We start from the raw sequence: 12,346 nt of genomic DNA, 5'->3' as shown, positions 1-12,346 counted from the left end.
AGTCGTTGATCGTCGCGGCGGGCCGGATCGGCCGGCCGCTGGATGGAGCGGCCGGCGTCGTGTGCCGGCCGCCCTGCTGCAGCGCACGGTCGCCGGTTCAGCGGCCGTGCAGAAAGCGTTCGACGCGAAACGGCGCCGGGTCGACGAACGGTTGCGTGCCGGTCATCAGGTCGGCAACCAGCCGGCCGGTCACGGGGCCGAGCGTGAAGCCGTGATGCGCATGCCCGAACGCGAACCACAGATCGCGGCGGCGCGGCGCGGCGCCGATCACGGGCAGCATGTCGGGCGTGCACGGCCGGCGGCCGAGCCACGGCGCGCCGTCGACGCGCGCGCCGAGTGGAAACAGCTCGCGCGCGACCGGTTCGACGGCGGCGAGCTGGGTGGGCGTCGCCGGCGTATCGCGATAGCCGAGCTCGACGCCGGTCGTCAGGCGGATGCCGCGCGTCATCGGCGTGATCAGGAAGCCGCTGTCGGCGTCAAGCACGGGCCCGTTCAGCCGTGCGCCCGGCTGCGTCGCGTAGTGCATGTGATAGCCGCGCTTGACCGCAAGCGGCAGCGTGTAGCCGAGCCGCTCGCACAGCAGGTCCGACCACGGGCCGAGCGCGACGACTGCGGCGCGCGCTTCAACCGGGCCTTGCGCGGTGTCGACGCGCCAGCCGTTCGCGGCCGACAGCGTCAGCGCGTCGCCGGTCAGGATGCGGCCGCCGAGTTGCTCGAAGTGGCGCGCATAGGCCGTCACGAGTGCATTCGGATCGCTGATCGAATCGGAGCCCGTATAACGCAGCGCGCCGACCAGCGCGCGGCTCAGGTTCGGCTCCGCGTCGCGCAGCGCGGCCGCATCGAGCGCATCGAAGGTCACGCCGTATTCGGCCCGCCAGCGTTCGGCATCGCGCGTTTCGGCATCGCGGGTCGCGGCCGTGCGGAACACCTTCAGCCAGCCGCCTTCGCGCAGCAGTGCGCCGGCGCCGGATGCGTCGATCAGCGCGCGATGCTCGGTCACGCAGTGTTCGATCAGCGGCGCATAGGCGCGCGCGATCTCGGCATGGCGCGCCGGATGCGAGTTGCGCCAGTAGCGGTACAGGAACGGGATCAGCTTCGGCAGCGCGCCGACGTGATAGCGGACGTCGGGCGAGCGATTGCACGCGTATTTCAGCAGCGTGCCGAAGCCGCGCGGGAACGCATACGGATACACGCCTTCGCGCTGGATCAGCCCGGCATTGCCGAGCGACGTCTCGTTGCCGGGCGCCTTGCGGTCGACGAGCGCGACCGACAGGCCGCGCTGTTGCAGGTGAACCGCAACGGACACGCCGATCATGCCGCCGCCCAGGACGAGCGTGTCGAATGTCATCGAGAGTTCCTCGGGGCGCGCGGCGCGAGCGTCAGGCGAGCGCGGTCACGGCGATCTCGACGTCGAGACCGGGCTTCATCAGCAACGCCTGCACGCACGCGCGGGTCGGCGCGTGGCCTGCCGGCACCCATGCGTCCCACACCGCATTGAATGCGTCGAAGTGCGCGGCATCGCTGAGCCACACGTTGGCCGTCAGCACGCGCGTCTTGTCGACGCCGGCCGACGCGAGCAGCGCGTCGATGCGCGTGAGGATTTCGGTCGCCTGCACGGCGATCGGCGCGCCGGCCGTATCGGGCACCTGGCCGGCCAGGTGGACGAAGCCGTTCGCGATCACGACCTGGCTCATGCGCGCGCCGGTCTGCAGACGTTTGATTTCACTGGACATGGATAGCACCTTCGCGTGTCCGGCCACGACCGGCCGGGAAAATGACTGGGAAAAACCGCTGCCGTGCGCTGGATCGGGCAACCGCCGCACGGGCGAGCCGCGCCGATGCGCACACGTGTCGTTCACGCCGGCCGCACCGGCCGCGCGAGTTTCGCGTCGTCCGATGCTAGAGTGGCCGTCACGCCCTCCATCGGCGATTTCGACGAAAATTATCATATACGAGAAAAATAATTCTCGTATACGACAAAACCCGTATTTGCGCCGCGCACGTCGCGCCCCCGTATCCGCATGCCCAAATCCACCGTTCCCGTTCCGCCGCCCACCGACGCCGCGCCGCAGCTCGATCACCAGACGGTCGGTGCGCGGCTGCGCGACGCCCGCAAGTCGCGCGGCCTGACACTTGCGCAACTGTCCGAGCGCTCCGGCATCGCGGTGTCGACGATTTCGAAGGCCGAGCGCGGCGACATCGCGCTCACCTACGACAAGTTCGCGGCGCTCACGCATGCGCTCGCGCTCGACTTCGACACGATGTTCGGCCGCCCCGCACCCGCCGGCGTGATGACGCCGTCGTTCACGCCGGCCGGCCAGCAGATGGTCTACGACACGCCAAACTATGCATACGGGATGCTCGCGAACGACCTGACCGGCAAGCGGATGGTGCCCGTGCGCGGGCGGATCCATGCGCGCAAGCTGTCGGACTTCGCCGACTACATCCGGCACAGCGGTGAGGAGTTCGTGTTCGTGCTGAGCGGCGAGCTGGAGCTGCGCTTCGAGAACGGCCATGCGTACCGGCTCGGCGCCGGCGACAGCCTGTATTTCGACAGCGCGGTCGGGCACGTGTACCTGAGCGTCGGCGACACCGATGCGGAGGTGCTCGCGTGCTGCGTCGACGGCGATGCAAAGCGGCCGCGCGACGCGATCTGAACTCGAGCACGCGGCGGTGCCGGACGCCGCCGCGCGACATCCGGATTCCCATTACGATAAGGACGATGCATCCCGCGGCCGCAACGGCCCGCGCCGGCATGCACGCCCCTCAACCGGAACGCCCCCGATGACGATCACGACCCGCCTGCTCGATGCGGCCGACGCCGCCCATTTCCAGACCGTTCGCCTGCGTGCGGTCGACACCGCGCCCACCTCGTTCCTGCCGACGCTCGACGAAGAATCGCAGGTGCCGGTCGACGAATTCGCGACGCGCATCACGCCGACCCACGAACGTGCCGTGTTCGGCGCGTTCGACGGCGATACGCTCGTCGGCATCACCGGCGTGCGCCGCGATGCGCGCGTGAAGATCGCGCACAAGGCGACGATCTGGGGCGTGTTCGTCGATCCCGCCTATCGCGGGCAAGGCATCGCGCAGACGCTGCTCGAAAGCGCGACCGCGCATGCGGCGCAGGCATGGCAATGCAAGCAGCTGATGCTGTGCGTGAACGAGGTCAACGCCACCGCGGAGCGGCTGTATGCGTCGCAGGGGTTCGTCCGGTTCGGCACGGAACCGCGCTCGATGTTCGTCGATGGCCGCTTCTACGACGAGCACCACATGATCAAGACGCTCGCGTAACGCGACACGGCGGCGAACGGGCATCGTGACGTGCAGCCAGACGCGTCCTTGTGCCCGCTTCGTCCACACCGGATCCATCGCCAAAGATGTGAGCGCCCACCCACTTTCCATGCAATAAAACAGGCCGGGCCGCCCTTCGCCGGTTTATGCGCAAAAACTTTTAGAAAAAATATCTGCGCGTCGGCCCCACCCTGGCGGCCGCGCCAACGCCAGCCCGCCTCGGTAATTCCGCGTCTGTTCATCCCCCCGGCGCCCGCGCTATCGTTTCCGTACCTTCACAGCCCAGGAGTTGCCTTTGCCTTCCCGCCACGGAGTCGACCTCATCCGCGCCCGCGCGCTGTTCGATCGCGAGCGCCGCGCATTCACCGAAGCCATGCCGGTCTCCCGCGCCCTGTCCGCGGAAGCGTCGGAGCATTTGCTGTTCGGTGTGCCGTTGCACTGGATGCAGGATTGGTCGACGCCGTTCTCGCTGTATGTGAAGGAGGCGCGTGGCGCGACGTTCACCGACGTCGACGGCCATCGCTACGTGGACTTCTGCCTCGGCGACACCGGCGCGATGTTCGGCCACGCGCCCGAACCCGTCGCACGTGCGCTCGTCGAGCAGGCCACGCGCGGCTACACGACGATGCTGCCGAGCGAGGACGCCGCATGGGTCGCACGCGAACTCGCGCGCCGCTTCAGGCTGCCGGTCTGGCAGTTCGCGCTCAGCGCGAGCGACGCGAACCGCTTCGTGCTGCGCTGGGCACGCGCGGCCACCGGCCGCAACACGATCGTGGTGTTCAACGGCTGCTATCACGGCACGGTCGACGACGTGTTCGTCGATCTCGTCGATGGCCGCCCCGTGCAGCGCGACAGCCTGCTCGGGCAGTCATATGACCTGCTCGCGAACACCCGCGTCGTCGAATTCAACGACCTGGCTGCGCTCGAAGCGGCGCTGAAAGGCGGCGATGTCGCCTGCGTGCTCGCCGAGCCCGCGATGACGAACATCGGGATGGTGCTGCCCGATCCGGGCTTCTGGGAAGCCGCACGCGAACTGACGCGCCGCTACGGCACGCTGCTCGTGATCGACGAAACGCACACGATCAGCAGCGGCCCGGGCGGCTACGCGGTTGCGCACGATCTCGAGCCGGACATGCTGGTGGTCGGCAAGCCGATCGCGGGCGGCGTGCCGTGCGCGGTGTACGGGTTCAGCGCGGAATTTGCCGAACGCGCGAAGCAGGCAAAGCTGAACGCGCCGCCCGGCCATTCGGGGATCGGCACGACGCTCACCGCGAACATGCTCGCGATGCGAGCGACACGGGCGACGCTGGCCGAAGTCGCGACCGACGCCGCCTATGCGCACATGTTCGAACTCGCCGCGCGGCTGGCGACGGGGCTCGAGCAGGCGATCGCGAAACACAAACTGCCGTGGTGCGTGACGCGCATCGGTGCGCGCACCGAGTTTCAATTCGCGCCCGCGCCGCCGCGCAACGGCACGCTCGCCGGTGAGCAGCTCGACAGCGAACTCGAACACATCGTGCACCTGTACCTGCTGAATCGCGGCGTGCTGATCACGCCGTTCCACAACATGATGCTCGTGTGTCCGCAAACGACGGCCGATGATGTCGACCGGCTTGTCACGCAGTTCGACGCGTGTCTCGGCGAATTGGTGTGATGGGGTGACGCAACGGGTGAATGTGCGCGTCGGCTCGCGCCATGCGTCGCCCGCGGGCCCTCTGGTTCGCGGGCTCGCTTACCGCCCGATCTGCTCGCCATCGCCCGACGCCGCGGCGGGCTTGAACAGCGACACGAGAACACCGGTATAGCGCCCGTTTCGGGCCGGCGCGTCCCTGCTGCTCTTCAGGGCATTGATCTGGCCGAAGCCGCTGCTCCACGGCCTGACCCGGGTGATCTTCCAAACGTAGCCGGCGTGCCACCCGGCGCGACCTTCGGGGTTGACCATTGCGAATCCCGCAGGTCGTCAGAACGTGTAAGGATTTTGATCTTGATCCGTATGCGAGCCGTGTTTATACATACGATTCAGCATTGACGCTTCATGGTCTCGGCACCATCGCGTCGATGCTGTGTCCGCGTCATGCTCGGGCGGGGTTCCCGAAACAAGTCACATCGATGCCGTATGGCGATACCCGGTGTCTTGTTCTTCAAAATATTTCGAATTCCGAAATGATAGGCGACGGACAGCAAATCAATCCAACGCATCAGAAACCAAAAAGGATTCAATCATGTTCCATCGACACCAGCTCGGATGTGCATGCTGCAGCCCTCATTTGGTCGCAACCGCCCTTGGCCAGGGCGAACACGAATGGCAGGATCTGCTCAAGGAATTGAGCCTGCTGGAAGCGCATCGAGCGCCCGAAGCCGTGATCTTCCACGGTGGACATATCTATCCGGACCCGGAAGACACCAGCAAGCAGGTCGACGCGCTGGGTATCGCCGACCACAAGGTCATCGCGGCCGGGACGCTGGATGACGTGCGCCGACGTGTACGGGAAAAATTCCCCGACGCGCGCGAGCAGGGGCTCAAGGACAATCAGACCTTGCTTCCCGGCCTGATCGACCCGCACATGCATGTCTTGCCCAGCGCGGTATTCCAGATCAAGCCCTGGACAGACCTGTCACCTTTCGAAAATCAAAAGTTGCGTCTCCACTACGGCGAAGCGTTTATCCGCGAGCGGCTCGAGACTGCGGTCACCCGTGCGAAGCAACGACAGGAAAAGTGGGTGGGCGGCATCGGCGTCGATCCGTCGCTGATGAACGAATGGCTGAATCTCGACCGTGCGTGGCTCGACACGGTCAGCACGGACGTGTGCCTGTTCCTGGTCAATGCCTCCGGGCATCTTGCCTACGCCAACAGCGCCGCGTTGCAAGCCGCCGGCCTCCAGGACAGCGAGCCCGACGGCGTGCTGACCGAATCGCAGGTCGACCAGGTGATGAAATGCATGCCGTCACCGAAGCCGGCCGATCTGCTCGTCAGCATTCGTGACGTGTTGCATGAAGCGAACAAGTGCGGCATCACCACCCTGTTCGATGCCGGCCTCGGAATGGGAATGGGGGTTTTCGAAGTGGTCGTGATGAAGGCGCTGGCGCAAACGCCATGGATGACGGTTCGTCTGGGCGCGGCCCTGTTCGGCAACAACGATCTCTGGTCGATGTGGCTGAAGCACTTCAAGCCTCAACTGGACAGCGGGCCCGAGGCCCTGTTTTCGATCCGGGCCATGAAACTGATTGCCGACGGCTCCAACCAGGGATTGACCGGCCTGCAACGCCAGCCCTACAAGTGTTGCAATGAACACAGCGTTCCCGGCGTGGGACCGAACGGCCTGTTCAACTTCAACCCGATCGAAACACTGGCTCAGATCATGCAGGAGGTCGTCGCAGCCGAATGGCCGGTCATGACCCATGCCAATGGCGATGAAGCCATCTCCAATGTACTGGCTGCCTACCAGCTGGCGCTGAGCAAGGTTCCGCCCCCGCCGTCAGTCCCGCCCCAACCCGCCAACACACCGGTCGAGTTGCGCCACCGGATCGAGCATGCGTCGCTGCTCAGCGACGACGACCTGCGCACGATGAAGCGGCTGTCCGTGTCACCCAGTTTCCTGATCGGCCATGTCGGCTACTGGGGGCGCGCATTCCAGAAGACCATTCTGGGTGAAGAGCGCGCGCAGAAGCTCGATCGATGCAAGTCGGCGCTGCGCGAAGGGCTTCGCATCAGCCTGCACAGCGATCGCTTCGTCTCGCCGCTGGGGCCATTGCGCTACATGGACCAGGCGATCGGGCGGGTGATGGAAGCCGACCCGGAGCGGGCGGTGTTGAATGAAGCCGAATGCCTGAGCCCGGCCGAAGCGCTGCGTGCGGTGACCATCGACGCGGCCTGGCAATGCCACCTCGATGATCAGATCGGCTCCCTGAAAGAAGGGAAGCAGGCTGACCTCGTGATCCTGGAACAGGATCCGCTGCAGGCCACGCCGGGGGGGAGCCCTTATCAACTGCGCGAGATCCCGGTGCTGGAGACCTGGGTCAGCGGGCGCAAGGTTTACGAACGGTCAACCGGGTAGACCGTCACGATCCGGCACTGAGCGGTTCCGATCGCCGATCACGCGTTCCGCTTCGGAAACCGGCGATCGGCGATCGTCCTTCAGCCCGCACGGCGCGGCTCGCGCAGCCCGAGCCGCGCCACCGCCTCGAAATACCGCGCGCCGATCGACAGGATGTCGTCGTTGAAGTCGTAGCCCGCGTTGTGCAGCGGCACGCCGCCGCGCCCGGCCGCTTCGCCGTTGCCGATGAACACGAAATTGCCGGGCACCGCCTGCAGGAACGCGCCGAAATCCTCCGAGATCATCATCGGCTGCACGTCGGCATTCACCGCATCCGCACCCGCAACCTGCGCCGCGGCCCGCACGGCCGTGTCGACCCATTCCGGCGAATTCACCGTCGGCGCGAACTCGTGCGTGTACTCGAACGTGCAGGCCGCGCCGTGCGCACGGCAGATCCCTTCGCTGATCTCGCGCATCCGCGTCGCCAGCAGCGCCTGCACGTCGCGCGAATAGCTGCGCGTGTCGCCCTTGATCGTCACCGTCGACGGCAGCACGTTGCGCAGCCCGTCGGTGATGAACTCCGTGCACGAGATCACGGCCTGCTGGCCCGGATCGAGATTGCGCGACACGATCGTCTGCAGCGCGAGCACGACCTGCGCGCCGATCACGATCGGATCGATGCCCATGTGCGGACGCGCCGCATGCGTGCCGCGCCCGTCGATCCGGATCACGAAGTTGTCCTCGCTCGCCATGATGCCGCCGGCGCGCGTCGAGAACGTGCCCGCGCGCATGCCCGGCATGTTGTGCGCGCCGAAGATCGCGTCGACCGGGAAGCGCTCGAACAGCCCGTCGGCCATCATCGCCTTCGCGCCGCGGCCATGTTCCTCGGCCGGCTGAAAAATGAAGCGCACGGTGCCGTCGAAATCCTTGCGCTCGGCCAGCAGCTGCGCGGCACCGAGCACCATCGACATGTGGCCGTCGTGCCCGCATGCATGCATCTTGCCGGGCGTGCGCGACGCATGTTCGCGGCCCGGCGCGTGTTCGGCGATGTTCAGCGCGTCCATGTCGGCGCGGATGCCGATCGCGCGCTTGCCGGTGCCGGCCGTCAGGTTCGCGACGAGCCCCGTGCCGCCGATCCCGCGATGCACGTCGAGCCCGAGCGTCGTCAGGATGCGCGCGACGTAGTCCGACGTGCTCACCTCTTCGAAACCCGTTTCCGGATGCTGGTGCAGGTGGCGGCGCCAGGTCTTCAGTTGCCCCTGCAGCGTGCTTTCTTCGGTTGCGTCCATGGCGTTTGCCTCGTCAGTCGTAATCGGTCGGGATCGGTCGCGATGTCGTTCAGGCCGCGATCGCGGCGCGGTCCAGCCAGGCGCGCTGTCGCGCGAGCACGGCATCGGCCGTCTCGCCGACGCAGTTCCGGTACACGGACGGCGCCGTCGCGCCTTCGGTATTGATCGCCAGCACGCGCGAATGCACGTCGAGCCCCACCTGCCGTGCGAGCGCCGGGTCGCGCATCAGCACTTCCAGCCCCGCGACGCCGGCCGCGCCCGATTCGCCGGCCACGAGCGGCACGTCGCGTTCGCTGCCGGCCGCGAGGCCGCGCATCGCCTGCACCGCATCTTCGTCGTCGATCAGCATGAAGTAGTCGATGCACATCTCGAGGAAATCCCATGCGAGCGGCGACGCCTCGCCGCATGCCAGCCCGGCCATCACGGAATCGACGCTGCCGGTCGCCTTGGATGCGCGCCCTGCCAGCGCACTCTGGTACAGGCAGTCGGCCTGGCGCGGCTCGACCACGATGAAGTGCGGCCGCTGCACGCCGTCGCGCTCCCACAGGTAACTCGCGACGCCCGCGGCGAGGCCGCCCACGCCGCCCTGCAGCAGCACGTGCGTGAACGGCCGCCCGTCGTCCTGCGCCGCCTGCGCGGCAGCCTCGGCGGCGATCACGCCATAGCCCTGCATCACGTCGCGCGGAATCGCTTCGTAGCCGTCGTACGACGTATCCGACACGACATACCAGCCGTTCGCCTGCGCGAGCTGCGCCGCGCAGACGACCGATTCGTCGTAGTTCCCCGCGATGCGCACGATCCGCGCGCCGTACGCCGAAATCGCGCGTTCGCGCTCGGCGTCGACGTTCGCGTGCAGCACGATCACGCACCCGCAGCCGATCGCACGCGCGGCCGCAGCCAGCGCGCGGCCGTGATTGCCGTCGGTCGCGCTGATCACCGTCAGGTCGGCCAGCTCCGCCGCATAGCGGCCGGTGACGAGCCCTTGCGGATCGAGATCCTGCGTGCGCCGCAGGCGCTTCACGAGCCGCACCAGCGCGATCGGCGCGCCGAGCGCCTTGAAGCTGCCGAGCGGCGACCGGCACGACTCGTCCTTCACGCTGACGCTCGCGACGCCGAGCCGCGCGGCGAGATCCGGCAGCGTGCGCAGCGGCGTGCGTGCGTTGCCGACGAGCGGCCAGTGCGACAGCCACGCGCCGCTTTCGTCGGCCGATGCGATGTTCATCACGCGGCGCAGCGCGTGGGGATAGGCGGCGCGCGATGCGCGGGGGTTGGCGATCAGCATGACGGGCAGCACTCCGTGAGTCGGTTCGGGTCGGGCGCGCACGGGTTGCACGCGCCGCCGGTTCGAAAAATAATATTGCGCATGCCGGTCAATAAAATCGCCAATTCGGCGGCCGTCACGCAAAAATTTCTCATTCTTTCGAGGCTTCACGCGCCATCATGCCCACCCCACTCGATGCGTTCGATCGCAAGCTGCTGATGGAAATCCAGCGCAACGCGCAAACGCCGCAAAGCGAACTCGGCGCGCGCGTCAACCTGTCGACCGCGGCCGTGAACCGGCGCCTGAAACGTCTCGCGGACGACGGCGTGATCGAACGCTACACAGCCGTGGTCGCGCCGGACAAGGTCGATCACCCGCTGACGATCGTCGTCAACGTCGAGGTCGAAAGCGAGCAGATCGACCAGCTCGACGCGATGAAGCGCACCTTCGAGCACTGCCCGCAGATCCAGCAGTGCTACTACGTGACGGGGGAATGGGATTTCGTGCTGATCCTGGCCGTGCGGAACATGGATCAGTACAACGCGCTCACGCGCGAGCTGTTCTTCGCGAACAACAACGTGAAGCGGTTCAAGACGCTGGTGAGCATGAGCCGCGTGAAGGTCGGGCTCGAGGTGCCGGTCGAACCGGGCGAGTGAGTGAGCGTTTGCAAACATGAGGCGGCCGGCATGCAATGGCGCACGCCGGCCGCCTCCCATCGACGGCTACGTCAGCGGCAACTGAAGCTCGCCGCCGAATTCACGTCGCCCGACCCGTTGTAGCGCGCCACCTGCGGATACGGGCACAGCGGCCGCGTGCGCCCCGCGCCCCACGACGCGGGCACGTCCGCATTCGGCACCGCGTTCGTCGCATCGCGTGCGGCGGCCACCACCGCAGCGGGCGCCTGCCCCTGCTCGACCCACGCGACGAGCGGCGTCAGCAGGTCGAACTGGTCGGCCGCCGGCCCGCCCGAGCAGTGGTTCATCCCCGGCACCGGATAGAAGCGCGCGAAATCCGACGCATCGCCGCCGTTCGCCTGCGCGACCCGTGCATACCAGTCGCGCGTGTCGTCGAACGAGAACACCGGGTCGCCCGTGCCGTGATAGACGAGCAGCTTCGCACCGCGCGCCTTCAGCGCGGACAGGTTGGTCTCGTCGGGCGGCGTCATGAACGACCACGCGGATTGCGTGTACACACCGTTGGTCGCGAAGATCGCCGGCGCGTCGTTGTCCATGTCGAAGCCGAGCGCGAAGCCGGGCAGGTTCGCGAGCGTCGCGGCGGTTTTCGGCGGCGTCATGAACGTGAACGCCATCGCGGCCGGGTCGAGCGTGATCGAATTCGACTGCTTCCACGCGGCCCAGCCGCTACCGGCGATGCCCGGATCGTACGGAAAGCCCGCGTAGAGCGCCGTGCCCGCGCTGTTGCGTGCGCCCGTGAACACGTTCTCGAGCGCGGTCTTCTGCGCGGTCGTCAGGCACGCGCCGGTGCGCGTGCCGTTCGCGCAGGTCGGGATGTCCGACTCGACGCTGAAGTGCGCCTGGCACGCGGCGACGTCCTGCACCATCCCGTCGGCCGCGCCGTCGAGCGCATCGCACTTCTCGACGATCTTCGCACCGACGAACTGCCGCTCCGCATCGGTGAAGCCGCTGCGGATATCCGGCAGCCCGTTCGACCCGGTCGCCGATGCGATCTTCGCGAACTGCTGCGCGCCGTACATCTCGCCGATCGCAGCCTTCGGCAGATGAAAGCCCGGATCGCCCGCGATGATGCCGTCGTAGTCGGCCGGGTTGCGCACCGCCGTGACCATCGCGTGACGGCCGCCGTTCGAGCAGCCTTCGAAATAGCTGCGGTCGGGCGCCTTGCCGTACGCGAGCCGGATCACCTGCTTCGCCATCGGCGTGAGCGCATCGACCGCGCCGTAGCCGTAGTCGATGCGCGCCTGCGGATCGATGCCGAACAGCGGGTTCTGCGCGGCGCTGTGCCCGGAATCCGAGCTGATCACCGCGAAGCCCTGGTTCAGCGCGTCGGTCAGCGGCCCGCCGCCGCCGATCTCGCCGGTCGCGGTCACGACGTTGCCGTCGAGCCCGCCGTTCGCCTGGTAGAAGAAGCGGCCGTTCCACGCCTTCGGCAAGCGCATTTCGAAGCCGATCGCATAGGTCTTGCCGTCGACCGTGCTCACGCGCTCGTTCATCTTCCCTTCGATCACGCAGTGCTCGGCGATCGGCTTGCCGGCCACCGTGAGCGCGCCGGCGGCCGCGGTCGTCACCGACGTGAACGACGTGTTCGCATACGCCAGCTTCGCGGCGAGCGCGTCGCAGGTCTGTGCCATCGCGGCCGGTGTCGCGGCGCTCAGGTGCGTCGGTACGACGTTCACCGAATCGTCGCCGCCGCAACCGGCGAGCATGGCCGCCGACAGCGGCGCAATACAGAGGAATGCAGATTTCCTGTTCAAGATAGCTCCCGTTCGTCAG

The 12,346-nt window shown here is 67.2% G+C and carries 11 protein-coding genes; 5 read left to right on the top strand and 6 right to left on the bottom strand.

All coding sequences use genetic code 11. From position 1 onward, the window contains the following. Window positions 1-97: 97 nt before the first annotated feature. Together G3O06_RS12575 and G3O06_RS12570 are read right to left on the bottom strand one after the other, a co-directional pair. On the bottom strand, window positions 98-1,348 hold the full coding sequence (locus G3O06_RS12575; RefSeq protein WP_205816217.1) for an FAD-binding oxidoreductase: 1,251 nt from the start codon (window positions 1,346-1,348) through the stop codon (window positions 98-100). A gap of 31 nt (window positions 1,349-1,379) precedes the next feature. Next, the gene (locus G3O06_RS12570) at window positions 1,380-1,733 is read right to left on the bottom strand and encodes a RidA family protein (RefSeq protein WP_043186509.1); all 354 of its coding nucleotides are present in this window, start codon (window positions 1,731-1,733) and stop codon (window positions 1,380-1,382) included. A 288-nt stretch (window positions 1,734-2,021) separates the two neighbouring features. Here G3O06_RS12570 and G3O06_RS12565 point away from each other — a divergent pair, with 288 nt between their 5' ends. The 3 genes from G3O06_RS12565 (at window position 2,022) to G3O06_RS12555 (ending at window position 4,948) form a co-directional block, all read left to right on the top strand. Further along, a complete protein-coding gene (locus G3O06_RS12565; protein ID WP_205816216.1) occupies window positions 2,022-2,657 on the top strand; it encodes an XRE family transcriptional regulator in 636 nt (211 codons plus the stop codon). 127 nt (window positions 2,658-2,784) lie between these two features. Further along, window positions 2,785-3,294, top strand: coding sequence for a GNAT family N-acetyltransferase (locus G3O06_RS12560; protein WP_174917893.1), 510 nt, complete (start codon window positions 2,785-2,787; stop codon window positions 3,292-3,294). A 295-nt stretch (window positions 3,295-3,589) separates the two neighbouring features. After that, on the top strand, window positions 3,590-4,948 hold the full coding sequence (locus G3O06_RS12555; protein WP_205816215.1) for an aspartate aminotransferase family protein: 1,359 nt from the start codon (window positions 3,590-3,592) through the stop codon (window positions 4,946-4,948). Between the two features lie 78 nt (window positions 4,949-5,026). Here G3O06_RS12555 and G3O06_RS12550 read toward each other — a convergent pair whose 3' ends face one another. Further along, window positions 5,027-5,236: a hypothetical protein gene (locus G3O06_RS12550; RefSeq protein WP_205816214.1), complete on the bottom strand. Its 210-nt coding sequence runs from the start codon at window positions 5,234-5,236 to the stop codon at window positions 5,027-5,029. 280 nt (window positions 5,237-5,516) lie between these two features. Here G3O06_RS12550 and G3O06_RS12545 point away from each other — a divergent pair, with 280 nt between their 5' ends. After that, a complete protein-coding gene (locus G3O06_RS12545) occupies window positions 5,517-7,349 on the top strand; it encodes an amidohydrolase (protein ID WP_205816213.1) in 1,833 nt (610 codons plus the stop codon). A gap of 80 nt (window positions 7,350-7,429) precedes the next feature. Here G3O06_RS12545 and G3O06_RS12540 read toward each other — a convergent pair whose 3' ends face one another. Continuing rightward, window positions 7,430-8,617, bottom strand: a complete 1,188-nt coding sequence (locus tag G3O06_RS12540) for a M20 aminoacylase family protein (RefSeq protein WP_205816212.1) — start codon at window positions 8,615-8,617, stop codon at window positions 7,430-7,432. Window positions 8,618-8,666: 49 nt separating this feature from the next. After that, a complete protein-coding gene (locus G3O06_RS12535; RefSeq protein WP_205816211.1) occupies window positions 8,667-9,899 on the bottom strand; it encodes a diaminopropionate ammonia-lyase in 1,233 nt (410 codons plus the stop codon). Window positions 9,900-10,057: 158 nt separating this feature from the next. Here G3O06_RS12535 and G3O06_RS12530 point away from each other — a divergent pair, with 158 nt between their 5' ends. Further along, on the top strand, window positions 10,058-10,534 hold the full coding sequence (locus G3O06_RS12530; RefSeq protein ID WP_205816210.1) for an Lrp/AsnC family transcriptional regulator: 477 nt from the start codon (window positions 10,058-10,060) through the stop codon (window positions 10,532-10,534). Between the two features lie 71 nt (window positions 10,535-10,605). Here G3O06_RS12530 and G3O06_RS12525 read toward each other — a convergent pair whose 3' ends face one another. Next, a complete protein-coding gene (locus G3O06_RS12525) occupies window positions 10,606-12,327 on the bottom strand; it encodes a tannase/feruloyl esterase family alpha/beta hydrolase (protein WP_205816209.1) in 1,722 nt (573 codons plus the stop codon). Window positions 12,328-12,346 lie beyond the last annotated feature (19 nt).

The sequence above is a fragment of the Burkholderia sp. Ac-20345 genome (genome assembly GCF_017104825.1).
In the GTDB taxonomy this organism is placed as follows: Bacteria; Pseudomonadota; Gammaproteobacteria; order Burkholderiales; family Burkholderiaceae; genus Burkholderia; species Burkholderia lata_B.
Note: the sequence above shows the minus strand (reverse complement) of the source record. Positions and strands in the feature narration are given on the sequence as shown.

What these genes read in the sequence shown, in the direction of transcription:
- G3O06_RS12565 (WP_205816216.1), top strand. Translation starts at nt 2,022, where the DNA reads ATGCCCAAATCCACCGTTCCCGTTCCGCCGCCCACCGACGCCGCGCCG.
- G3O06_RS12540 (WP_205816212.1), bottom strand. Translation starts at nt 8,617, where the DNA reads ATGGACGCAACCGAAGAAAGCACGCTGCAGGGGCAACTGAAGACCTGG.
- G3O06_RS12545 (WP_205816213.1), top strand. Translation starts at nt 5,517, where the DNA reads ATGTTCCATCGACACCAGCTCGGATGTGCATGCTGCAGCCCTCATTTG.
- G3O06_RS12535 (WP_205816211.1), bottom strand. Translation starts at nt 9,899, where the DNA reads ATGCTGATCGCCAACCCCCGCGCATCGCGCGCCGCCTATCCCCACGCG.
- G3O06_RS12550 (WP_205816214.1), bottom strand. Translation starts at nt 5,236, where the DNA reads ATGGTCAACCCCGAAGGTCGCGCCGGGTGGCACGCCGGCTACGTTTGG.
- G3O06_RS12575 (WP_205816217.1), bottom strand. Translation starts at nt 1,348, where the DNA reads ATGACATTCGACACGCTCGTCCTGGGCGGCGGCATGATCGGCGTGTCC.
- G3O06_RS12530 (WP_205816210.1), top strand. Translation starts at nt 10,058, where the DNA reads ATGCCCACCCCACTCGATGCGTTCGATCGCAAGCTGCTGATGGAAATC.
- G3O06_RS12570 (WP_043186509.1), bottom strand. Translation starts at nt 1,733, where the DNA reads ATGTCCAGTGAAATCAAACGTCTGCAGACCGGCGCGCGCATGAGCCAG.
- G3O06_RS12560 (WP_174917893.1), top strand. Translation starts at nt 2,785, where the DNA reads ATGACGATCACGACCCGCCTGCTCGATGCGGCCGACGCCGCCCATTTC.